The organism is Priestia sp. BR_2 (assembly GCF_041954005.1).
GTDB classification, from domain to species: Bacteria; Bacillota; Bacilli; order Paenibacillales; family Paenibacillaceae; genus Paenibacillus_AQ; species Paenibacillus_AQ lautus_A.
In genome coordinates, this window is record NZ_JAVFHM010000182.1 from 41,740 (window position 1) to 65,953 (window position 24,214).

The following is a 24,214-nucleotide window of genomic DNA, read 5'->3' on the forward strand; positions in this document are numbered from 1 at the left end:
GGTTATCGCTTGGATTCATCATTATTCATTTCACGTATTCTCATATTAAGCTCATCCAGAGAACGCTGCATGCGCTCCATTCTTCTCAGGGCAGAATATTGATTGCTGATAATCCCGGCCAAGCCGACAATCAAGATAATCACAATGAAACCGATCATAGATAGCGTGCATCCTTTCCATTTTATGATTGAACTAATAATCCCTGTTATCGGGTAACATCGATGTATTCACCCAGTCTTCGAAGCTGCTGAATAACAAGGTCTTCGGCCAATCAGCCGACTCTTCATGCTTCCAAGTTAAATGCACCTGCACATACGTACCCGGTTGTTCTATTAGAGAAAACAAAAAATCATCCCGATCGCATCTTCTTGCTAGTGTCTTCACTTGTACTCCAAACAATATATGCTCGCTCGAAATTTCCTTAGATAACTCATCCGCGAATCGATCCGAAGTCTCGTCTTCCCAGGGCTCTAAGTAGGTGAAATCTTCCGGTATCGTCGTCACTATAACACCTCCGCTGCTTATCTTTTCTTATACTCAACGGTCGGCCTCCAGTTTCCCTATCCCTCAATCTCCCTGTATATGCTGAGCGCTTTCTCCATCTTCTGAGTATACTCCGCGGATTGGCTTGAATTTAGCAGCTTAACATCCTGACTCCCGCTGGAGCTGAGCAGATCCTGGCCGCTCAATACTTGGATGAGTCTGTTCACGGTACCTTCGCTGCCATCGATAATTCGGATATGATCCGGCAGCAGATCCGACAAAATCCTTTTGTAAAAAGGATAGTGCGTACAGCCCAAAACGATCGTTCCATACTCATTCAGATCAAAGGCTTCAAACTTCTTCGTGAAGTATGCGTTCATGATCTCGGGGTCGAAATTCAAAGCCTCACAGTGCTCGACCAGCTCCGGTAAAGGCAGGGAATCCACGATATGCATGCTATCGACTCGCCGGACCAGGTCCTTATACTTCGACTCCTTCAGGGTCAGTGGCGTGGCAAGCACCAGGATTCGCTTCCCGCTGGCACGGTTAATTTCAACAGCCGGCTTTACGGCAGGCTCCATCCCGATAACCGGAATCGGATAGGCCTTCCTTAAATCGGAGATCGCCATGCTTGTAGCCGTGTTGCACGCAACGACGATGGCTTTGACCTCTTCCTGCATGATGGTTTCCATCGCTTGATGTATGTAAGCTTTCACGTCTTCCTTAGCTTTGGTGCCATATGGCACATGGAGGGTGTCCGCAAAAAATAAAAAGTCTTCATGGGGCAGCTTTTTCATAGCCGCCCTTAACACGGTTAAACCGCCTAAACCTGAATCAAAAAAAGCTATTCTCATTGTTTTTCACCTGTCGTTATATGTTGGTCTGTCCGTATCATTGCAATCGATGTCCTTATACATTATACTCCACTTCCCGGAAACGCGCAGAGCCATCTGAGCATTAAGCGTTTCAAAATAAACAGACCCGGCCAAGTAAGAATCTCGGGAGGCCGGGTCTGATGTGTTGTTCTTTTGCATAGGGAAGAATGATTAACTTCCTTCATGATCATGAAAAAAACGCAATCCATTTACTCAAAGCATTTCAGCAAAGCCAAAGCCTCTTCATGATCGGGCTCCAGAACGAGCGCCTCGCGCGTATATTCCAGAGCCTCCTCGTCCAGGCCAAGCTCGTAACAACAGATCGCCAAACAGTATAATACCGTTGGCACCGGCTCGTCTTCATCCGTGTCCACGGATTCCTTCAGGAAGAACTTGGCCTCCTCGTACATATCCATCTCAAACAGCACCAGTCCCGCGTCCAGAGCCAGATCATAACGCTGTTCCATCACATAATACGATGACCTCATCTTGAAGATGCCTGCACGGATATCCAGCATTTCTTCGTCATTGGCCTCCGGCAGCAGATTCGAGATGCGCTTCGCGCTCTGAATGAAGAACTCGGCGTCATACCCGCCTAATCGCCAGAAGGACAAAATTTGCTGCAAGCCCATGCTTTCAATATTCCGGTCGACCCATTCCTTCATACTGAAGAATTCATCCGGTCCGAAGCGTTCGATGAATTGACGGTAAGCGAGCCGGGTATTGGCATAACTCGCCGGTGCTTCCAGCATGAGAATGCAGCCGACGTTAATATTCTTATAATGCTGCGTAGGGAACATGGCCAGTGCGCCTCGCTGTTCGAACACATGCTGCAGCGCGTGATAATTAGCCGTTAGCGAAAAGCTGCCATGGTAAATTAATTGCGGCGGCTCGGCGAATTTCCAATTATCGATGCGATGATCTCCTTTATCCGCCGTGAGGAGCATGAAACCTGACGTGGATAACCGATTCAGACGTTCCAAGCAGGTCAAGCCCACCTCCGGAAACAGGATATGCGAATCCTCCAGTTCTTGCTGGTAATGAGCAATCACATCGCGATAAGGGTAAGTATCTTCTTCGTATCTTGGTTCCCGGCGGTGCTCGTAGGCCAGCTTCATGCGTTCCAGCGCTTCAGCGGGCTTGAGCTTATGGTGCTGCTCCGGAAATTCGATGACCACATCGCTCTCATAAATCTGGCCTTCCCCGACGTAGATCAATTCTTGCGGAATGCCGTCAAAAAAATAATTGGCGACGATCAGCAGCGGCTGCTTCAAGTCTCCGGGACGAATCGTGGTCTTCGACACTACCAAGTTCAATTCCGTATCATGCACGGCATCGAACCTCCCGAAATCCAGCAGTCCCTGCTCAATATACGATTGCATGGCAGGATGCTGCTGCCATGCCGTCACATTTTTCATCGGCAAATCCGTCATGACATAGCGGAAAGGAGGCAGCGCTATCCCCGAATCATCTCTCAGCTCGCACAGCTTGTGCAGCACATGGTAACCGAGGCGTCCGGCTCCGGCGCCCAATTCCAGAATCGTCACGGGTTCGAAGATATCGCCCCGACCCGCGCGATCTCGAAGGAATCCGAATATCATTTCGGCGTAAGCCGTAGCAATCATGGGGTTGCTCGTAATATACTGCGGGACCTGATCATTATTCCACGCCTTCATCCCCAGTTCTTCATAATATGTCCGCTGTAGTTCCCAGATGGGTGCTTCACTGAAACGGAAGCGTTGTTGATTATTATCCGTCATTTCTATTTAACCCTGCTCTCTATGTATCGTATAAGTACAATCTGAAACCTCGAATGCCTTTACACGGTTAGACCAAAGACCAATCCATGTCTATAGAATGGTACCATATAACTTGGTTCTTCCCAAACCCTCAAAGTCAGGAAATCCCGCGGACTCCCTTCGGTTGATAACCGTTTGACAAACCAACGGGCAATAGGCACCTTTCCTTCCTCTCCCTAATATAGTGTAGGAGAACAGAAGGGCGGGATGTACATGGGTGCGAGCACGGAGCAAGAACAATGGGCCATTTTCCTGGCGGCGATCTGCGGACAAACCTATACACAATTCACCAGCACGGACGGCTCATTTGTCCTTCCGCTAAACTTCTCGCTGTTCGACACCATTGAAGCGAATTCCTTGATCCGCGTGTCGGAACGCTTCGGGTTTATCCTTGAATCGCCGGAGGAGATTATAATCGCCTTTCGGGGTACCATGTCCTCCACGGATTGGATCACGGATGCCATAGCCTCCCAAAAGAACTTCAAATACATCAAAGATCCCGCGCTCACGCACCGCGGCTTCACCAGCATCTACGCTTCCGCCCGCGGGCAGATCATGTCGGCGCTTGCAAGATTGCCTGTCGATAAGACCTTGTTCATTACAGGCCATAGTCTCGGAGGGGCACTTGCCACCTTGTGCGCCGTGGATGTTGCCGCGAACACGGATCACCAATCCCCCCATGTATTCACTTATGGATCACCGCGCGTAGGGGATCCCGATTTTGCCAAGGCCTTTGCCAAATATGTTCGAAGCAGCTTTCGTATAGCCAACCTGTTCGATGTCGTCACTCATGCACCGCCCAGTATCTACAAACTGCCGAAACGGGAAAAGAAATACTATTACAGTCACGTCCATACTCATTGGCCATTGAACTTCCAGAATGGGTCGGTTAGCGGCAATCATGTAATCAGCAGTTATTATGCGGAGCTTGCCAAGCTCCAGCCGCCATTTGCCGAGCTTTTAAATTCGGCGAATCCCGGATTCTGTCCCGTCACAGAATTACCAATAGAGAAGGTGTAAGCTTATCTGGAGGGTCATATAAAGAAAGCGGATTTCCCTGAAGAGGAAATCCGCTCTTTTATGGCTCAACCGAGAATCGATTACACGCGAGTACCCGTTAGCATCGGGAACAATACCTTCATTTCAGCGTCATTCGGTCTTCGGCCATAATCCGCAATTTCGAAAGGCTCGGCATATTGTACGCCGGCTGCATACTCTTGACCATACAGCTTGGCAAGCGTAGGCAGCATTTCGTCCGACACGCGCAGAAACCGATTCCAAAACTTCAGAATAAAATCCCGCTTCTCTTCCCACGTATCCGGTACGGCATGCAAGAAACCGCCCTGCCAAGGGGCAAACTCGTAAAACTGGGAAGCATGGGCATCGCAGGCCAGCAATTTCTTCTCGATGACGCCTCCGGCATCGATGACCATATCCGGCTGATATGACGCCCGTGCCGCGTAATCCGGCATCAGCAGGTATATCGGGGATTTTTTTAATGACGGTACTTCGGGCACGGCATTAGGTACATTCGCCACAAAATCTGCGGCATCCCGCACGACCTTCCCGGCATTTCGGTTATCCACATGGCCGGGACCGTCCGGATGGAACGTGATGACGATATCTGCCTCCCAGCCGCGGATTTGACGGATCACTTCCTTGCGTACGTCCGGTGTCGGCATCAATTCGCCATCGGGTATGGGCAAAACGACATATTCCAGAACCCCAAGATGCCGGGCAGCCTCATGGGCTTCCCGTATACGACGGTCGATCAGGTCCTGCCCGCTCATTTCATGATGACCGCAGCATCCATCGGTTAACGTAACGAACTTCACCCGATGGCCCATCTCTGCGTAGGCTGCGGAGATCGCTCCTGCATAGATTTCGGGCTCATCGGGATGCGCTGCAATGACAATCACATTGAGAATAGTGGACATCTATTGCTTCCTCCTTATCGTTTCTTCAATAAACGATCGATGTATCGATTACTTCAAACGTTTCATCAATGGATGATCTTCTTTCAGCTCCAGCAAATCCCACAGGTTCCCGTACAAATCCTTGAATACCGCTACCATGCCGTAATCCTGCTCTTTCGGCTCTCTTACAAACTCGATTCCCCGCGACGACATTTCGCGATAATCTCTCCAGAAGTCATCGGTATTCAGGAACAGAAACACTCGGCCGCCCGACTGGTTGCCTATAAACGGCTCTTGTTCCGGCTTGGATGCTTTGGCAAGCAATATCGTCGTGCCGACCGACCCGGGAGGAGCAACAACCACCCAGCGTTTGTCTTGTTCGGGCTGATATGTATCTTCGATCAAAGTAAAATTCAGCTTCTCGGTATAAAATGCAATGGCCTCGTCATAGTCCTTCACGACTAACGCGATATGAACAATGGATTGTATCATGTCCTTCCAGCTCCTTAAGGTTGAGTATGCAGCTAGTCTTCAATATTCGTTTCTAGTTATCCTCCTGCACGATCATCATGAGATTCCCGTCGGGATCTTGAATCGAAACAAACGAAATATCCGGAAACCGCTCAATCTCTCCGATGATCGTCACGTCAATGGATTTTAGATATTCGTAGGTTTGGTCAATGTCATCCGTTGGCAGTGCGAATAAAGCCTGCTCTGCAGGCGTAAACCGACCGGATCGGTGGCTGTCCAGCAGGATCAACAGATTGTCCAGCTGGATGCTGTACATCTCCTCATAGGGACCGGATCTGAAAGGCACACCCAGAAGCCTTGCATACCATTCTACAGCTTTTTCCATATCGTTAACATGAATAAATACAGACGCTATCCTTTTCTGAATGGGCATTGGGGTATGAGTCATTATTAAATCCCTCCATCTTATAGATATAGTTCCGTTTCATAATTCACAGCTTACCTAATCCCGTCTTCCTCGTCACCAAAAAACTCTTTTTCAAGAATGGAGTAATAAACTCCATTCTTGAGCCAGTCCGATCGGTTGCCGCATCTCATCATCAGCTAATCTGACTATAAAATCATAGGCTGTTGCTTCGCCTCCCTCATTGATTCTGGCCATATATTTGCTGCGAACGACTTGTTGATCTGACTCAACCGATTCTTCAAAATGCCATAGATCCCGATCGCATTCCATTCCGCAGATAAAATCCAGATCATGTATAGTGATTTTTGATAAAATGACGTTCTCTCCAAAGATCTCCATAAAGGCACCTTTCTTATAAGTTTCAGAGTATCAATATATTCAAAAATGCGATATTTCCCCGCTCAACCTTCCAAATATTATAGCGAGCTCTTCAACTCTCTCAGTCGCATTAAAATTTCAGCAACATATCCTTTCATGCATACGCTGAGGAATAACCCTTCATTGAATCGGTCACCGCGAACATAACTGGTCATCAATTTTCTAAGGGTTACCAGATCGGCGCTGCGAATGCTGCTCCCCACAGGGTTATCTAAATCTCGATAAGCCTCATTCTCCGCTAACCATTCGCTCCAGTTAAATACCATGAGGAAGCCGACTTCATCCAACGCTTTACGAAAACTTCCGATTTCTTTGCTTTCACATCGATATCCATTAACGTCATGGCAAAAAACGGACCCGGGATTTTGGAAATATTCGAGGTATGGGAGCAACCGCTCCACATCTGAAGCAGTTAAGTCTGAGTCATACGGCATACCGTCACCTCATTGATTTTTATTCGTCATCGCGCAAGGTACCCATGGCACCACATATAAACGCCCTGATGCCTGTTAACGCCCCCTTGAAGCCTTCCTAGCCTCGTATGTAATCATCTGACCCGCATTTACAGGTTGATTCATCCAGCGATAGTCAGCCGACTTCGTAATCTCATCGTATCCCTGCTTCTCTAACATGAGTTCAAACTCATGCATCCCATACCAGCTTAGAGGAAACCGCTGCAGCTCGGTCTGAACCAGATGGCCTTCCTTCCATTTTTCATATTTCAGGATCGATACGATGCGCTGGTCAAGCAGATTGCATTCCGTACGTCTTTCCTCCAAAACGATGACTTCGTTATCGGAAGTTTCCCAGCTTCTAGTCGAGGTGTGATTCGCGTCGAAATCCGTAGGAATATACAAATCCACGATCAACCTGCCCCCAGGGGTCAAATTGGAAGCATAGTGCTTCAGAGCCGATTCAGCCCGATCGCGTCCTTCCACTAATTGAAAAGATCCTGCTGGAATGATAATGGCTTCATAGGCATCCGCCAACGAAAAGTTATGCATCTCGTCTTCAAACAGCTTCGCCTCAAGGCTCAATTCCGCTAATCTTCTTCTGCAGGAGTCCAGCATCGCAGCCGAATTATCCACGCCTTCGATGTTGATGCCTGCTTGGAGCAACGGGATTAATACCCGGCCCGATCCGCATCCAACTTCCAGCACCTTGCCTTTAACGTCTTTTAGGCGCTCTGTATAATATTCCACGTCGCCAAACGAGAAACCTAACGGTTTGCTCAGATCATACACTTCCGTACACAGCGCTCCGTACGAACTATACATTGTAATGGCCTCACTTTCTTTAAAATGTTTTTTGTTTCCCATCCACCCGGCTGATATGATAGCCCACTACACTTCCCGCTTCTCATCCGGCCGATAGAGGATTCTTTGGTAGTCCCAATCTTTAGAATCCATATCACCCAAGTACATCCGCTCATGCTCGGGCACCCGTTCATATTTCTCTCTTAAATGTTCCCTGTAAAACTCGGTGGGATTTTCTAGATATAAATAATAAGCGTCCCTGCATTCTTCATGCGCTGATTTCTCCCCGTTCAATTTCCTGTGGATGTCGATAAGTTCCTTGAACTTCTCCTCCTTGTCTGCCGCATACAACGGTTCAGACAGCGTAACCTCGCCAAGTCCCGCTATGCTAAGAGGCAGCGCTCCATCGAATGTCGTGAACAGCGTCCCGTCCTGAAACCATTCGTTTAGCTCATCGAGATGGCTGCGGACGTCAAGGGGCAGGTCGTGTACCAAGACTTGACCGTCCTGGTACACATTCAAATAAACTAAATAATTCGCACCCTCATATTTCATGAAAATGTGGAAACCGTCGCCCTCCACCGTTTGATAGAACATTTCATCCTTCACATAAAAATCAGTGGGACGAGGGGAGTGGGCCACTCTTCTGGTCTCCCATTGCTTCTGCTCACGCTCTGAAACTTCATAGATATTCACGAATTCCGGATTCATCACGCCAATGGTCTGCTTAATATGTTCATAATAGCTGTCTGGATGGAATCTCCAGTTCGTTTCCTTGACTCGGAACGCACCCAGTCCATGGATCGACAGATTTTCGCCAAGCGGAACGACAGGCGTCAGCCAGTTCGAATCGATCTTGTTTTTTAGGCCTTTGAGGTCAACCAGCTCCCAGCAATTGATCATGCCGTCTTCATAGATATCTACGCCAATATAAAAGTACTGACCTCCGTTGCAGATTATTCCCGGTATGGAAGTACCTTCAACGATTTTGGATCTCCGAATCTTTTTCATATGAATCACCTTCCGATTATAGGCAGTATATGGCTTCGTGTTTTGGTATTCCTCGAATGTGTCAGCGATTCACCCGCGTCGCTCTATTGATCCTATGAATTTCTATAGCTATGAGGGCATTCCTTACATCATATAAGAGAGCCGCAGGAAGCTCTATACCAACGATATTTATAAACATTCTCTACCAAAACCGACTCCCCATCATCCCTCTTGTAAACCTGGCATTCTTATTCTATTTTACATCCTCTTTTCCGTTTGGTAAAAATAGCAAAAGAACTCCCTGGCTCATGTGATCATGGCAGCAGGAAGTCCCCTATGTGTGGTGCGTTTAAACTACACTCTTAAAAAAGCAATATAATCCGTTATGATTCCTTTGTGTCCCAAATGCCGAAGCATGGTCGTGATATTGCCTCTATGGTAGGTTCCATGATTTACGACCTGCTGGAGAATCTCCGAAATCGAATTCTGAAATGCCTCACCCGCAGTGTTGTGATAAGTCACAACCTTCCCCATATCGCCAACCGACGCCAAATATTCATGGTGCCCGGTTTGGAGCCGGCTCAGGTATTGACGAGCTGCTGCCATATTCGCGAACGGTCTCGCGGCAAGCGACGGAGGTCTTTCCTCCTTGATTCGGGCAAACCAAACTTCCTCCGCAGCTGCAAGGTGACCGAAGACTTCGGCGATGGATGTAAAGCCCAGGTTCACTTCCTGGAGAAACACGCCTTCCGGCAAGGATTGCAAATGGTCCCATAATCTTTCGTTCGCCCAAATGTGATAATCGTACAATTGAAGATACGCTCCGTTCATGTTGCACTCTCCTCTCTTGATCGCTGTATCGGTAAGCCTGAATTGACGATGCTAGCCATAGCACCTAGCCCCTAGCAGCCCACTAGAAAATTATACCATATATAACGAAAAAGCACGGAGATCAAACGAAACACAACGCCTATTTTCGTATTACTCTTTGACGCTGCCAAGCACGATGCCTTTGACGAAAAAACGCTGGAGGAAGGGATACAGCAGCAGAATCGGCAGCGAGCCGATGAATATTTGCGCGGCTTTAAACGTTCGGTTGGACACTTCGGAGAGTGCCGCGGCATCGTCTGCATTGATCGACGTCAGGTTGGTCTGCACGATAACGGTCTGAAGATAACTCGACAACGGGTATTTTTCCGGAGAATTCATCAGCAACAGTCCGTCAAACCATTCGTTCCATTGGCCGACGATCGTAAACAGCGTTACGGTAGCCATGGCCGGCAGCGACAGCGGCGCGTATATTTTCCACAGGCTGGTGATGTAGCTCCCGCCGTCAATGAAGCAGGATTCCTCCAGCTCCTTGGGCAGGCCGCGAAAAAAATTGAGCAGCAAAATCACGTTGAACACAGCTACCGCACCCGGGATGACCAATGCCCAAATCGTATCGATCAGTCCGGTATCCCTTATCGTCATATACCTTGGAATAAGGCCTCCGGAGAACAGGGTCGTGAACACGAAGAACCAGGCATATTGCGTGCGGAATTTAAAATCCCGCGATTCCTTCGACAGCGGATAAGCGATGAGCAGGGTCAGCAGCATGCTGATCCCGGTCCCAAGAACGACGCGCTGCACGGTGACCCACATGGCTACCATAAATTGCGGTTTGTTCAACACGTACTGATAGGAGCTGAGCGTAAAATCGACGGGCAACAGCTTCACGATCCCTGCCGTCGCCGCGCCTTTGGAGCTGAGAGAAACCGCCAGGATATGAACGATGGGAAGAAAGCAGAGCAGCCCCAGACCGATCAGAAAAGCGTAGTTGAAGCCAAGAAAAAATTTGCGGCTGAGTGACGGTTTATGCATACGGGACACCTTCCTTCCTAAAATATTCTGTAATTGGCGAACTTGGATGCCAGGGCGTAGGACGTCACGATAAAGACGAACGAGATCAAGGATTTGAACAGGCCGATCGCCGTGGCTACCCCATACTGGGCACCCTGCATGCCGATCCGGTATATAAACGTATCCAGAATGTCCCCGCTCTCATACACCTGCGGGCTGTACAAGTTGAACACCTGGTCAAAACCGGCATTCAGCACGTTCCCGAGCGAGAGGGTTGCCAGCAAAATGATGATCGGCATCATGCCGGGAAGCGTGATGTGCCAGGTCTGTTTCCAGCGGTTTGCGCCATCGACCGTAGCCGCCTCATACAGGGAAGGATTGATGGAGGTTAACGCGGCCAAATAGACGATGGTGCTAAAGCCGAATTCCTTCCAGATGTCCGTTATGACGAGGGTATAAGGAAACCATTGGTTGCTGCCCAGGAAAAAAATCGGCTCGATGCCGAACCAGCCCAATATTTGGTTCGCGATCCCGTTCGTCGGCGACAAAATGTCGATAAAGATTCCGCCGAGGATGACCCACGACAAAAAATGCGGCAAATAGACGAGCGTCTGCACGCCCCGTTTGATCAGCTCGTTCCTCAGCTCATTCAGCAGCAGCGAAACCAGGATCGGCACGACCAATCCCCCGATGATTTTCATGAAGGCGATAAACACCGTATTCCAAATGATTTGGCCGGTTTCCGGCAGATCGAACACATAGCGGAAATTGTCCAGCCCGATCCAGTCCGAGCCGAATAGGCCTTTGAACGGAACGAATTTCTGAAAGGCCATGGCGATGCCGATCATCGGCCAATAGCTGTAGATCAGTACGATGACGATGCCGGGCAAGATCATCAAATGAAGCGGCCACTGCCGCCGAAATTTTTTGCTTAACATGGCGATCCTCCTGTCTGTCAATGTGTATCCCATTCGCCTTCAGCAGGTGGTGAAATGAGAACAGGGGCGGGTGTCAGAAACCTCCCTCCCCTGTTCCCGTTAGCCGAACTTCTTATCTGGCGGCCTTCCATGCATTAACTTCTTCCGTAATCTTGTCGCCGCCGAGCTTCTTCCAATTAGCCACGAACTCATCAAAGGCGTCGATGCTCGCCTCGCCCAAAATGATTTTGATGAACGTTTCCTGTTCCAGCCGGTCGAGCGTCGCCTTTTTGTCGGCCATGGTCTCGGTCGGAGCGCCGACATAACCGTTCGAGATGACTTTGCCCGCATCGTTCAAATCGCGAAGCTGCTTCATGGAGCCTTCCGGCCCATTGGCGGCATAGCCGGACCAGCCCATCGGGTTGTTGCCTGCGAGATATTCCTGAAATTCCTTGAACATGATCTTCGTTTCGGCGCTGGTGATGTCCGCGTCGCTTTCGGATTCTAGCGCTTTGGCCAGCTCCTCCTGCCGGATCAGGTCTTTGTTCGGATTGACGACCTCGACCAGCGAATATTTGTTGACCCCGATGGATACGCCGTCTTCGACGATTTGGCCGTACTTGTCAAATTCGGCATTGTCGCTGTACAGCTTCTCGTAGTACTGGTTAGCCAGCTTGACGATGACCTCGGGATGCTCGTACCCCTTTTTGACCACGTAATATTGGGAGACGGCAAAAGGCATCTGCACCGTCGCCGGACCGCCCTCCAAAGACGGGATAGGGTAGGACTTCCATTTCACCGATTCATCTTCTTTCACCATGTCCCAGAAAGGCCATGCCGGATACCAGCTTGGTCCGATCAGCATGCCGATTTTGTGGGTGGTCACGGATTCAAAGACCTTGACGGTATCCTTTACGCCGAACTCGGGGTCGATCAGCTTGTTCTTGAACATGTCCTGCAGCTTGGCCAGCGCTTCCTTCATCTCCGGCTGAATGCTGCCGAACTGCAGTTGCCCCTCCGCGTCTTCGATCCAAATTTGCGGGAAACCGCCGAAGCCGTTAAAGAAACCTACCGAAGAGCTGTTTAATCCGATATCCTTGGTCAGCGCAAGTCCGTAGGTATCCGCCTTGCCGTTACCGTCCGGATCGTGCTGGGCAAACGCCTCCGCAATGGTCACAAGGTCATCCATCGTGTTCGGTTCAGGCAGATTCAGCTTCTCCATCCAATCCTCCCTGACCCACAGCAGGGGAGCCGAGCCGCCGATTACCGGCTGGGTGGACGGGATCGCCAACAGCTTGCCGTCAAACGTCGCGGAAGGGAGCGCGTTTTTCTCGATCTCCATGACCTTCTTCAGGTCATCGCTGGCGTAATTCTCGAAAGCGGGCGTCAAGTCCGCCAATTGCCCGGCGTCCGCAAGCTGGCGCAGCTGCTCCGGCGTCACCTGCATGATATCCGGGAGGTCATTCGAAGCAATCGCGATATTCATTTTGGATTCATACTGCTCCTGGCCCGTTACCACCCATTTATAGTTGAGGTTGATGCCCATTTCCTTATATAGGTCGGTCCACACGTTGTTTTTAATATCCTGTCCGGACGGGAACTTCACTTCTTCTCCCACAAACCGGACGGCATCCAGCTGAATGGGAGGATCATACTTGCCGAACGGGTCGCCCGGCTCCATGGCCGAGGCTTCGCTATCGGTGGATGAACCAGCCGCGCTGCCTCCGCCTCCTTCCCCTTTGCTGCAAGCGCTTAAAATAAACACGAAAGCCAGCATACTGATCCACAATAGGGACAAGATCTTATTTCTCTTCATGTTTGCGACCTCCTTGAATTCGATGTTTGTATAGAGTATAAGGGAACAAAAAAAGAGCTATCTACTTCAAGCTCTTTACTTTGATATCTTCTCTTTACATGTTGTGAAGTTCTCTGTATTCCTGCGGCGTCAAATGGGTCGTTTTTTTGAAAAAGCGGTAAAAATACGGCGGAGAACTGAAACCCACCGCAGCGGCGATGACATGGATTTTGTCCGTCGTCTCCTTCAGCAGCTGCTTCGCTTTGGCCAGCCGTGCCGCATTGATCGACTCGGATAGGCCCTCACCGGTCACTTGTTTGTACAATCTGGACAAATACGAAGGGTTGTGTCCCACGGCCTCCCCGATTTGCGTCAAGGACAGGTCGCCGCTTAAGTGATCCTCGATATACCGCTGAACTTTGGCAATCACTTCATGCTGCTGATCCTGCTTCCCCTGCTCTTTCCGGTTGAAGATGATGTCCGCCAGCCTTTCGAAATATTCGGCCGCCTCCGTCCAGGAATCATGCTCCTCCAAATGAGTCAATGTGATATAATCCACCGCCCCTTCCCCTTCCACGTTCCGGCAGAGAGCTTCCATATCCACCAGGGACGGCATCATCACGGACACCAGGCCGTAATATACCTCCATTTTCAGCAAATATTCAACCTCCGGCGGGAAGGAAGAGGTATCGGTCACCTCATGGAACAGCTCCATGAATTCCTCCCGGTCCCCATTGTCTAAACAGCCGCGCAGCAGCTCCATCCGCTTCAGATGCGAGCGAGAGCGCCCCAGAAAATGCCCCGTACGATCCGGGCGGTTGCGCTCACGGGCTTCGGTCAACAAAGATTCGTGGCCGATCCCGAGGCCGCTGTCCAGCAGCTGCTTCAGTCCTTCGAACTTGTCCGGCAGCCGTTCCCAATCGACCCACTCGCCAGCCATGGCAAACGACGTCTTCAATTTCAGAAGCGTTTTGCAAACGTCCTGAATTTGTTCCAGCATCCCGTGGACAAAACGCTGGACCCGTTCCGCCGCCGGACTTCGAACCTCCTCCGGATGCTCCTCCCCCTCCTCTTTGTGCTGCAATATCCAGATCATCTTGGCCCTGCCGAACTCCACGGCCATGCCGTCGGTCATCGGGCCGAGCAGCTCGCCGATGATATTCTGGACCGCGTACAGCATCAGCGATTGGGCCGATGGACTTTCTTGCCTTTGCCAGCCGTCCAGCCTGCATAACAGCAGCAGGCATGGCTTGCCGGGATCCAGCTTCATCTCCAGCTCCGCAAAGCGCTGCTCCAGCTCCTCCCGCCGAATAGGACCAGGGGCTTTTTGCATCAGCTCCAGAACGTACTGCTGCTGTAAAAAAGGCAGCGCCATGCGCATATTGTCCCTCGCTTTGGCAAGCAGAATGTCTGCTTCCATCTCCTGGTCAAGCAGCTCCACGGTCTTCTCGATCGCGCTCAGCACGGCATCGTTTCCCTCGGCCTTGAGAACGTAATCGACGCTTCCTTGCCGGGTGGCCTCCTGGATATAAGAAAAGTCGTCGTATCCGGTCAAAAAAATCACTTTGCAATGGGGCCACTGCCTGGATATTTCCTTTTGCAGGGCAAGGCCGTTTAACCCCGGCATTTTGATATCCGACAAAACGATGTCCATTTTCGCCCGTTTAAGCCAGCCCAAGGCTTCCGAAGAGGAATAAGCCTTATATACCTCAAGCTCGAGAAACTCCGCGCCAAGGCACAATTCCGCAAGCCCGTTCACGATAAAAGGTTCGTCATCCACGATCAGTATTCTGAACCTGCTCTTCATCCGTCTCGCTCCTTTCCTGCTTTGGCAGTGTCATATCGATTCTCAAACCGCCCAACCGGCTTCTCGAAAAGGTCAATCCGCCCACAGGCCCGAATTTTAATCGAAGGCGTCGGTGCACGTTGGATAAACCGGTGATCTCTCCTTTCACGTCCGAATTCGCGGTCATGGATTGCAGGTTCCGCAGCCTTTCGTCCGTCAACGTCTCCCCGTTATCCTCCACGACGATATGCAGGACATGCCGCTCAGCGGCGATGGTAACCCGGATTTGCCCGTCCGCCTCCTTCTCCTCAAGTCCGTGCTCGTATGCATTTTCGATTAAGGGCTGAAGGATGAGCAGCGGAACGTCCAGTTGCTCCCAATCACCGGGGATGCCATCCCAATAAGCCGATATCCGGTTATGGAAACGGATGGACTGAATGTCCACGTAAGCTTTGGCATGCCCCACTTCCGCCTTCAACGAAACTTCGTCGGCAGCGTTGCGGGTGATGAACCTGAAATATTCCCCCAAATGCCTCGTAAAACGAACGATATTCTCGTAATCCTCCATCTCTCCCATCTGATGGAGCGTAAAGAAGCTGTTATATAAAAAATGGGGGTTGATTTGGGATTGGAGCTGCTTCAGCTCGGAACGCTGCGAGCGGATTTTCTGCTCAAACACTTCGTGGATCAGTACCTGCAGGCGCTTCACCATATGGTTAAACTGCTCGTACAGATAGTGGAACTCGTCATGATGCTTATGGCGCAGCTCCACCCGGGGACTGTCGAAATCGATGTTGCGGAATGCCCTCACCATCCGCTGAAGCGGCTGATGAATTCGGCTGTAGATCCAGCCCGAGAACAGAATAACCACCAGCAGGGAGAAGCCAGACAGCCCGAAAAAGATCATGCGGTATTTCCCCAGCGGGCCCAAGAATTCGGCTTCGGGCACATACACCACCAGGTCGGCATTCAAAAAGGCGGAGCGCTCCACGCTAACCCAATAGTTGGCCCCGTCCGCCTTTACCTTCGTGTTGTAGGGAAGCTTTGAAAACTCGGTGCCTGTTAGCGCTTCCAAGTCAATGTGTTCGGCCAACCGCGGACCGATGCTGCCTCCGTCCTCCTGAGTCAGGACCCAGCTATTGTCCACGCCGATGAGAACGGCGCCCCCGTCCCCCGTGGCCAGCTGCAGGAGCGCCGTTTGCATTTTCGGAACGGAGAGCTCCGCCGCAATCGCAAAATTAGGCGGATGGCCGTTTCGCAATCGTTCCGGGTATACCATACCCAGCAGAAGTTTGTTCTTCCATTCGAAAATGACCCGTTCGGGATGCTCCTCAAGCGCCTTCATCTGCTCTGGCGGCATGGCTCCTTCGTACGACACCTGCTCAATCGTTTTCTCAATCAACGGAATATACGTTTTGGCTTCCTGAACGTATTGATTGGAGCTTTGCAGCAGCCGCATTTTGCCCTGCAGGCGGTTGATCGCCTGAAAATATTCGGAACGGCTCATGGCAGGCGCGATGGTGCTTAGCTTTTGCAGGTCGGAGTCCTGCGACAAATCGTTCATCAGCAGCACCGTCGATCGCAGCTCCTGTTCCAGCGTGCGCATGAAAAAATTAGTCCTCGCATTCAAGGACTGGGTAATTTCCTGCTCCACGCTCGCAAGCCCGGACTCGTTCATGTAGAGGGCAGCGGCGTAAACCGGCATAATGGCCAACAAAAAGCCGGCCACGATTTTGGGATAAATCGATTTGAACCACAGCAGCTTCATCGTTTTCCTCCACTTCGTTACCATGATCGCTTCGCCTTACCGATATACAGGATGAAAACGGACCATAACGGTTAAACGATTGTTCACGACCGGTTAGCCCGGGTAAAGCAAGGACATCCGACAACTTCAGGATATCCGCTTTCGCCGGGTTGAACCTGTATCGTTAAGATTCATTATGTTTGGGAGGGACGGACCGGTTAGCCTTCCACCATCAAGCTTGCGACCACTCCTCTCGTCGAGTCGGGACCGACCTGAATGCGGAACTCGCCCGGCTCCACCACCGGCTTCAGGTCAAGGCCGATCAATTCCAGCTGCTCGCTGCCGATGGTGAACGTTACTTCCTGCGTTTCCCCGGCCTTCAGGAACACCTTTCGGAACCCTTTCAAGGCCTTCTCGGGACGGGTCACGGAGGCGGCCAAATCCGAGACGTACAGCTGAACGACTTCCGCGCCGTCCCGTGCTCCCGCGTTGGTCACGTCGATCCGGACCGTGGCTTCGCCGCCTATGGGAACAACGGCCGGCTCGACCGTCAGACGGCCGTAACGGAATTCCGTATAGCTTAAGCCGAAGCCGAACGGATACCGCGGCGCAAGATCCGTCTCCAGGTAACGCTTGCCCCGGGTCCGTCTGGCATTATAAGAGACCGGCAGCTGGCCAACCTCCTTCGGAATGGACAGCGGCAGACGGCCGGACGGGTTGATATCGCCAAACAGCAGGTCCGCAATCGCGCTGCCTCCCTCTTGGCCGGGATACCAAGCTTCGACGATCGCCGGAATAAACTCGTCGATCCACGGCTCCGTAATCGGCCGTCCGTTGATATAGACAACAATCACCGGCTTGCCGAGCTTCTGGAGCTCCTGCAGCAGCTCCAGCTGCACGCCCATCAGCGTCAGGGTCGAGCGGTCAATCCCTTCCCCGCATTCCATATCGCTCTCGGCATGTCCGGTCACGACCGAGGCACCGGTTCTCAGATCGATGGTGCCCTCCCCGAAATCCCGTGCGCTGGAGCCGCCAAGCACCATCACGATGACGTCGGCTTTCTCGGCACATGCCAGCGCCCGAGGAAACCCTTCCCTTGAATCGCCTTGTATGCGGCAGCCCGGCGCATACAGCACGCGGCTGTCTCCCAGCCGTCGGCGGATGCCGTCCAGCACCGTTACGATCTGCCCCGGCGGCTGGGGGGAGGTATAATCGCCAAGCTGATGGTACGGCGCATGGGCGTTGGGGCCAATGACGGCAATGGTTCCGCTGCTCGAATCCAGAGGCAGCAGGTTCCCCTCGTTTTTCAGGAGCACGATGCCTTCAGCCGCCGCCTGGTAGGCCAGAGCGATATGCTCCTTGCAGCCTATGATCTGCTCTGCCCAGGCTGGATCCACATAAGGCCGATCAAAGAGTCCCAGGCGAAACTTCAGCTGCAACACGCGTCCGGCTGCCATATTCAGATCGTCTTCAGTGATCAGCCCTTGCTCCAGCGCTTGGTGAAGATGTGCCCGGAACATGGTCCCGGACATCTCCATGTCGACACCGGCCTTCAGCGACTGGGCCGCCGCCTCCACGCCCGATCCGGCCGTATTGTGACCGCATGCCAACATATGGATCGCGCCGCAATCGGTAATGACGAAGCCGTCAAAGCCCCACGCCTCCCGAAGAACGTCTTGCAGCAGGTACCCGCTGGATGTGCAAGGGACTCCGTCGATTTCATTATAGGCCGTCATGACCGACAAGGCACCCGCTTCAACGGCCTTGCGGAACGGCAGCAAATCGACCTCGTGAAGCTCCCGAAGGCCCATGTGAACTGGGGCCCCATTGCGTCCCCCTTCGGAAGCGCCGTAGCCTGCGAAATGCTTCAGCGTAGCCAGCAGGCTGGTATGCGAATCCAGGCGCTCGCCTTGCAGTCCCTGCACGGCGGCAACCGCGAATTCGGCCACCAAATGGGGATCCTCGCCGAAGGTTTCTTCGGTACGGCCCCAGCGGGGATCCCGTACCACGTCCAGCACCGGCGAATAGGTGGCCGCTCCCCCCTGAGCTCTTGTCTCGGCGGCAACGGCGCGGCTTATGCTGCGGAACAGCTCCGTGTTCCAGGTGCTGCCGATCGTAAGCGGTACGGGAAACACCGTCGCCCCGATCGCCATATGCCCGTGGGAGCATTCTTCCCCGAACAGAATCGGAATCCCCAGCCGCGAGTGCTCCATCGCATAACGCTGAATCGCATTAACCGCTTCCGCCCCTTCCCGCGGGGACAGACCGTTCGCCAGCGTCACCCCGGTCCAGGGATCGGCCCGCAGCGTTCCGTACAAGGAACCGATTCCTCCCTCCGCAAGCTGCGACTTGAACTCCTCGGTTAGCTTGATCGTACCGTCGTCGCTTCTTATGTAAGCTTTCCAGCCGAACGGCTGGATCAGCTGCCCGATTTTCTCCTCGACCGTCATCCGCTTCAGCAAGTCCTCGATCCGCCGCGAAACCGGCCATGCAGCGTCCTTGTAGTCCATGGCGCACACCCTTTCCTATTCCTGTTAGATTCGTTCTTATTGATCTCATGCAACCGTTTGTTGAATGTTCCCGCATCCTATGGGGTTTCGGTTTTATGCTCTTCCCATCGGATTCAACGCCACACCGCTAAGCAGCAGCCCTGCCGAAATTTCCGATGGAAGAAAGAGGCTCTCCGGCACGATCTAATCGGCCGAAGAACCTCCCACTATGCGTATCCTGCAGAATGGCTGCACCGCACCTGGACAAACCAGATCAACGGCTAGAACCGTCTTCCAACCTTTTCATGGGCGAGCACGCCTCAAGATGGTTGGATCTGCCGGATGCGAACCTCCTCCGGCCGGTAAACCGTCTGCACTTGTCCCCCGGCATCGGTCGTAAACATCACGGTCCGCTCCCGTTCCAATTCGAAAGCGTAGACCTTTCCGGTTGCCGGGTCCTTTACCTCGACCTCTGCGCTTGCCCCATGCTCGGAGACGAAGACGTACAAGCTTCCTTGCCCGAACGTCAGCTTGCGGCCGTAAATACCCGGAAGCTCGCCTCCCTTCGGCCATTCCATCTCAGGCGAAACGGCTGCGGAGCGGATAGCTTCCGCGTACAGCGCCTGGATCGGCTCCCAGCGCTCGTTCATCTCGACCGGGAGCGGGCACCAGATGAACCGTCCCGAGCCCAAGGTCACCGTGACGGGTGCCAGCGTCCCATCCAACCGGCCCGCCGGACGATCCACCGCCAGCGCGTTAATCTTCCGCTCGCCGAACGAAACGGCGAAATGCTCTCCCGCCAGCTCCAGCGTTTCTTCCCGAAGAACGTTGGCATGGACGGTTTCGCCGATCTCCTGCTGCAGACGATGCGGTGCCGGTCCCCAATACGCATCGGTGCGAAGCGGGCCGGTCCACAAGACCGTGCTCCCTTCCCTTGCCAAGTCGAGGAGCTGGGCAAACGCGCCATCGTCGAAATTATGCGCGCTCGGCACGATGATCAGCTTGGCCGGATAGCGCTTCAGGTCCTCCAGCTGATATTCGCCGATGCCCCGCGGATGGACGTTCATGCCGAACGTCAATGCGCGCATGGCTCTCGTCGTCGCTTCGTACGCCAGCTTGCGGCTGGAAAAATCATTCGAATACGGGTAAACGATGGCGATATCCTCCAGCTGCCGTTCATCGTCGAACAGGCCGGCTGCTTCCTTCATGAAGCGGCCGAAGTCATAGGACACATCAGCCTCCGGCTTCTGCGTTCCGTCCGCCCGAAGCGCCCCGATGTTGGATTCGTTGGCATTATCCATGAAGTAGTTAATATTCCAAATCCACTGCACGGCACCCGCGCCCCCGGTCGAAAACGAATACGCGTACTTCCGCTCCAGGATGCTCCGAAGCTCTTCCTCCGTCCGCTTGGCGATGCCGTCCGGACGCTGCACGTGCATGATGCCGGTCTCCTGGATCAGATTCGGCTTGTCCGGCGTTTTCGTAAATATGCCGTCCCAGGCCAGGTGATCGTTCTGCCACCAGGAGTGGACCGTCGTGTAATCGACCGCGGGGCCATAGAACGAAGGCGACGGACGCTGGGAGCAGATGCCCTCATCCTGACCGACCGTTACCAGCTGGCGGGGATCGGAGCGGCGAATGGTGCCGATGAGCTCGGACGCCCACCGATTATGCATGTCCATGGTGAACAGCGTGAAATCGATCCACGGTCCCCACTTCTTCGGCTGCAGCACGCTGTTGAACAGCTTGTCGTCCGGACTCGGCGCAGGCGCCGACTCGAATGAAGGCAGCTCGCCCGGCGTCATGTTCCAGCGCTCCTGAAGCAGCGCCAGATCATCCCCGTGGCGCTGCCGCAGCCACTCGGACCAGGCCTGCCGCTCGAACCGGTCCCCCATCGATACCGGCCCCTCGAAGATTCGCTTCGGATCGAACAGCGAAGGCTCGTTGATCAGGTCCCAATGCACGTTGGTCGTGCCCCTGTGACGTCCGACGATGGAGGCGACGAAGCGCTTTTGCGCCTCCACCGATCGCGGATCCAGGTAGGGGTTCACGCCTTCCCAGGCTTCGGGCGCAAACGAGAAGAACGTAAACGTCACTTCAAGCTCATGCCGCTTGGCCGTCAGGATAAAGGCATCGATCGCCCGCATGACGTCCTCGGCCGCATGGCCGTCGGCAAACATGATCATCCGGTACCCCGTCCATATGCCCGTCCGGATCAGGTTGATTCCTGCCCGCTTCATCTCCGCCATATCCGCATCCCAACGCTGCACGTTCGGCAGATGGAGGAATTTGCGCGCGACGTCGGAGGTCATGTACGTCATGCCAACGATCGGAACCGTCCGTCCGCCGCGGCGGAAGTAATCGCGCCCGCATTCCAGCCGCTCTCCCGCCTGCAGCAGCGGACGATCGACGCCCCATACCGCCTGGGTCAGGGTGCGGCGCTCCCCGGAATCGGACTCGGCTTCGCAAACGATCCGGTACAAGCCCGCTTCCAGCCGTACGGGTACGGACAAGCGAAGCTGCTGCAGATCCCGCTTTTCCATGCCGGCTTCCGACTTCTCTTGTCCGGTCCAGACGGTCTCGCCGTCAGCTTCCTTGATAAGACTCACTGCAAAATACCAGGTCTGCGCCGGGGCAGACGTCCGGGACAACGACTGCAGCTGGATCGTCAGCCGCATCTGCTCGCCCGGCTCGTAGGAGGCGTAGTTCGGCTTCAGCCACAGCTCCGTCACGCCTGTTCCCGCGTAATCGGCCAGTTCCTTCAGGACGTCCATCCCTTTCGTCTCCCAGAACGATGCCCTCAGCTGCTGGTTGATCAGAATCCAGCGGCCCCCGGCGTAATCGCCCTTATGCTGCTCCAGCATGACGACCGGAGCGGACCGCTCGCGTCGATCACGGTCCATGCCGATCAGCAGCGGCGAGATGACGGCGTCCATCGGACCGCATGCCCCCATCTCGGCCGGGATGTCGCTCGCTTTGGTCGGATGCAGCGTCAAGCCCCAGGTCGGCTCCATGCCGAACAGCTCCTCGCGCCCCAGCAGGATCGGGCATTCGGCGGAGGCCTTCAGCTCCCGGACGCGCGATACGTCAACCGCCAGCGCATCATGGATATCCATTCGCTGATGGTAAGCCAGCTGCTCGCGTTCGGCATGCCAGCTTCCGTTCAGCTCTCGAACCGGCCTGCGGAAAGGCACGCCTCCGGCATGAACCAGACCGCCGCCGGCCTTCAGGTGGGCTTCGATGGCCGCCCAAGCCGCTTTCGGAAAGTATGGCCCGTGCAGATGAACCAGCGCGTCCCAGCCGCCTTCCGTCAGACGATCAGCCACGTCCGCGGCACCTGAGACCACCGCCCATTCCCGCAATCGCTCCAGTGCTTCAGCAGACGGACGTTCGCCTTCGTAAGGAAAATGCTCGTCGTAAAATACTAGCGTTCTCATCGCCTACTCCTTTCTTGTCCGCGGCTGGCCGTCGACGTATACGGATGTACCGCGCGTTCGCGCCCAGTCGGCGATCCGGGAAGGGTCGCCGGTCCAAAGGCGGTTCACTCCCCATGGATTGGTCTGCGGCCGCTCCTCGCATTCGATGCGGATGACCGGGAAGAGCTCGGTCGGACGTTCCCGCGGCAGCCCTTCGATCCACAGCACGTCGCCTTCCTGTCGGAACGACAGCTCCTGCCCCGTTGTCAGCAGCGTCACCCGTGATACCGGCGTCACCAGATCCGCCAGCCTCAGCACCGGCCTCCCATCCCAGAAGCGGATGATGAGATACAGCTTGTTGTCTTTCATCGTCTGCCGCCCGTAGGTGATGAATTCCGTGAGGTTCCCGCCGTCGGAGCCGTAGATGGCCTCGCCGTGAACGTCCAGCCACTCCCCGATCTTCAGCGCCCGCTCCACGAACGCCGGCGGAAGCTGTCCGTCGGGCTGCGGTCCGACGTTAAGCAGCAGATTGCCGCCCACGGTCCCCCCTTTTTCCGCGCACTCGCACAGCATGTCGAGCAGAACGTCGGCCGGACGCCATCGTTCGCCGTTCGTGTACCCCCACAGCCTCCACGTGGTGACCTGGCTGGATTCCCACAGCCGCTTCTGATCCGGGACGATGACATGCTCCGGCGAGCCGAAATCGCCCAGCACCTCGGAATCGCCCGAGCCGCCGCCGCCGTCCGCATGCAGCTTCTCCTCCTCGGACAGCCCAAGACGGTTGTTCACCAGGATGTCCGGCTGAATCGACTTCATCTGTTCCACCAGTTTGATGCTGTCCAGGTCCTCCGCGGTTCGCGGCCAGACCCCGTCAAAAAAGAAATGATCGATGCGCCCGTATTTCGTGACCAGCTCTTCCACTTGGGCATGCAAATACTGCTTCATCGTCTCCCAGCCCTCGGGATCCTTCTCCGGTCCGTCGAAATAAGCCGGGATCCGCCAATCGATCCAGGAATAATATAAGCCGACCCGAAGCCCCTGGGCCCGGAACGCATCGGTAAATTCGCGCACCAGATCCCGGCCGGGCGCCTGCTTCGCGCTGGAATAATCCGTCGTGGCCGTATCCCACAAGCAATACCCGTCATGATGCCGCGTCGTTAAGCAGGCATATCTCATCCCCGCCTTGCGCGCGGTGTACGCCCAAAGCTCGGCGTCAAAGAATTCCGGATTCCACTCGCAGGCCTTCCGAGCGTATTCGGCCTGGTCCAAATGCTCCCGGAACAGAACCTGCTCGCCGCGCCCGTATTGGGCATAAGGCCCGAAATGAATAAACATGCCGTACCGGCTTTCTGTAAACCATTGCCAGCCTTCCCGGATGGCTTGTGTTTGCTTGGTCATGAACTACGTCCTCCTTATTCTGCACGGCTCTTGCCGTGCGGCCAGCCTTAATAAAGACTTTCGCTTCAAACTCTTTGAGCAGTCTCAAGGCTTCTTATGACCTTTACTCTAGCCCGGGAATCCCTGTCTTGAACACTTTACTTTTGAGAGAAAACTTTGATTTTGGCCAATATCGGAGAATTGAAGTCCT

General features: G+C 53.7%; 21 protein-coding genes. 1 reads left to right on the forward strand and 20 read right to left on the reverse strand.

The features are described 5' to 3' along the window. Positions 1 to 2: 2 nt before the first annotated feature. The 4 genes from RB298_RS08940 to RB298_RS08955 form a co-directional block, all read right to left on the reverse strand. The gene (locus tag RB298_RS08940; protein ID WP_486046883.1) at positions 3 to 158 is read right to left on the reverse strand and encodes a hypothetical protein; all 156 of its coding nucleotides are present in this window, start codon (positions 156 to 158) and stop codon (positions 3 to 5) included. 34 nt (positions 159 to 192) lie between these two features. Continuing rightward, positions 193 to 504, reverse strand: coding sequence for a hypothetical protein (locus tag RB298_RS08945; RefSeq protein ID WP_486046884.1), 312 nt, complete (start codon positions 502 to 504; stop codon positions 193 to 195). A gap of 56 nt (positions 505 to 560) precedes the next feature. Continuing rightward, positions 561 to 1,337 carry a glutamate racemase gene (murI, locus tag RB298_RS08950; protein WP_096775939.1) on the reverse strand — a complete coding sequence of 259 codons (777 nt, stop codon included), beginning with the start codon at positions 1,335 to 1,337 and terminating at the stop codon, positions 561 to 563. A gap of 230 nt (positions 1,338 to 1,567) precedes the next feature. After that, positions 1,568 to 3,118 (reverse strand): tetratricopeptide repeat protein, encoded by a 1,551-nt coding sequence (locus tag RB298_RS08955; RefSeq protein WP_486046885.1) that lies wholly within the window; start codon positions 3,116 to 3,118, stop codon positions 1,568 to 1,570. Positions 3,119 to 3,370: 252 nt separating this feature from the next. Between RB298_RS08955 and RB298_RS08960 the strand changes: the two genes are divergently transcribed. Beyond that, positions 3,371 to 4,177, forward strand: coding sequence for a lipase family protein (locus RB298_RS08960; RefSeq protein WP_277746510.1), 807 nt, complete (start codon positions 3,371 to 3,373; stop codon positions 4,175 to 4,177). Positions 4,178 to 4,257: 80 nt separating this feature from the next. Here RB298_RS08960 and RB298_RS08965 read toward each other — a convergent pair whose 3' ends face one another. The 16 genes from RB298_RS08965 to RB298_RS09040 all read right to left on the reverse strand — a co-directional run bounded on the left by RB298_RS08965 (position 4,258) and on the right by RB298_RS09040 (position 24,024). After that, complete coding sequence (locus RB298_RS08965) at positions 4,258 to 5,094, reverse strand: PIG-L deacetylase family protein (RefSeq protein ID WP_096775941.1); 837 nt, start codon at positions 5,092 to 5,094, stop codon at positions 4,258 to 4,260. Between the two features lie 48 nt (positions 5,095 to 5,142). Beyond that, positions 5,143 to 5,565 (reverse strand): VOC family protein, encoded by a 423-nt coding sequence (locus tag RB298_RS08970; RefSeq protein ID WP_486046886.1) that lies wholly within the window; start codon positions 5,563 to 5,565, stop codon positions 5,143 to 5,145. A 52-nt stretch (positions 5,566 to 5,617) separates the two neighbouring features. Further along, positions 5,618 to 5,992 (reverse strand): VOC family protein, encoded by a 375-nt coding sequence (locus RB298_RS08975; protein ID WP_096775942.1) that lies wholly within the window; start codon positions 5,990 to 5,992, stop codon positions 5,618 to 5,620. Between the two features lie 90 nt (positions 5,993 to 6,082). After that, positions 6,083 to 6,349: a GNAT family protein gene (locus RB298_RS08980; protein ID WP_486046887.1), complete on the reverse strand. Its 267-nt coding sequence runs from the start codon at positions 6,347 to 6,349 to the stop codon at positions 6,083 to 6,085. 77 nt (positions 6,350 to 6,426) lie between these two features. Then, a complete protein-coding gene (locus RB298_RS08985) occupies positions 6,427 to 6,822 on the reverse strand; it encodes a DUF6508 domain-containing protein (protein ID WP_486046888.1) in 396 nt (131 codons plus the stop codon). Positions 6,823 to 6,897: 75 nt separating this feature from the next. Continuing rightward, the gene (locus tag RB298_RS08990; RefSeq protein ID WP_452520397.1) at positions 6,898 to 7,665 is read right to left on the reverse strand and encodes a class I SAM-dependent methyltransferase; all 768 of its coding nucleotides are present in this window, start codon (positions 7,663 to 7,665) and stop codon (positions 6,898 to 6,900) included. Between the two features lie 66 nt (positions 7,666 to 7,731). Beyond that, the gene (locus RB298_RS08995; protein ID WP_486046889.1) at positions 7,732 to 8,655 is read right to left on the reverse strand and encodes a DUF7638 domain-containing protein; all 924 of its coding nucleotides are present in this window, start codon (positions 8,653 to 8,655) and stop codon (positions 7,732 to 7,734) included. 333 nt (positions 8,656 to 8,988) lie between these two features. Continuing rightward, positions 8,989 to 9,465 carry a DinB family protein gene (locus tag RB298_RS09000; RefSeq protein WP_486046890.1) on the reverse strand — a complete coding sequence of 159 codons (477 nt, stop codon included), beginning with the start codon at positions 9,463 to 9,465 and terminating at the stop codon, positions 8,989 to 8,991. 150 nt (positions 9,466 to 9,615) lie between these two features. Continuing rightward, entirely contained in the window at positions 9,616 to 10,497 is an 882-nt protein-coding gene (locus tag RB298_RS09005; RefSeq protein ID WP_486046891.1) for a carbohydrate ABC transporter permease, read from the reverse strand. 17 nt (positions 10,498 to 10,514) lie between these two features. Next, a complete protein-coding gene (locus RB298_RS09010; protein WP_009589934.1) occupies positions 10,515 to 11,414 on the reverse strand; it encodes an ABC transporter permease in 900 nt (299 codons plus the stop codon). 112 nt (positions 11,415 to 11,526) lie between these two features. Then, positions 11,527 to 13,209 (reverse strand): extracellular solute-binding protein, encoded by a 1,683-nt coding sequence (locus tag RB298_RS09015; protein ID WP_486046892.1) that lies wholly within the window; start codon positions 13,207 to 13,209, stop codon positions 11,527 to 11,529. A 94-nt stretch (positions 13,210 to 13,303) separates the two neighbouring features. Further along, a complete protein-coding gene (locus tag RB298_RS09020; RefSeq protein ID WP_486046893.1) occupies positions 13,304 to 14,995 on the reverse strand; it encodes a response regulator in 1,692 nt (563 codons plus the stop codon). Further along, the gene (locus tag RB298_RS09025; RefSeq protein ID WP_486046894.1) at positions 14,961 to 16,766 is read right to left on the reverse strand and encodes a sensor histidine kinase; all 1,806 of its coding nucleotides are present in this window, start codon (positions 16,764 to 16,766) and stop codon (positions 14,961 to 14,963) included. Before RB298_RS09025 ends, RB298_RS09020 begins: the two co-directional genes overlap by 35 nt. A 173-nt stretch (positions 16,767 to 16,939) precedes the next feature. Continuing rightward, positions 16,940 to 19,231 carry a glycoside hydrolase family 3 N-terminal domain-containing protein gene (locus RB298_RS09030; RefSeq protein ID WP_486046895.1) on the reverse strand — a complete coding sequence of 764 codons (2,292 nt, stop codon included), beginning with the start codon at positions 19,229 to 19,231 and terminating at the stop codon, positions 16,940 to 16,942. A gap of 299 nt (positions 19,232 to 19,530) precedes the next feature. Next, the gene (locus tag RB298_RS09035; RefSeq protein ID WP_486046896.1) at positions 19,531 to 22,647 is read right to left on the reverse strand and encodes a glycoside hydrolase 5 family protein; all 3,117 of its coding nucleotides are present in this window, start codon (positions 22,645 to 22,647) and stop codon (positions 19,531 to 19,533) included. A 3-nt stretch (positions 22,648 to 22,650) separates the two neighbouring features. Continuing rightward, positions 22,651 to 24,024: an alpha-L-fucosidase gene (locus tag RB298_RS09040; RefSeq protein WP_486046897.1), complete on the reverse strand. Its 1,374-nt coding sequence runs from the start codon at positions 24,022 to 24,024 to the stop codon at positions 22,651 to 22,653. Positions 24,025 to 24,214 lie beyond the last annotated feature (190 nt).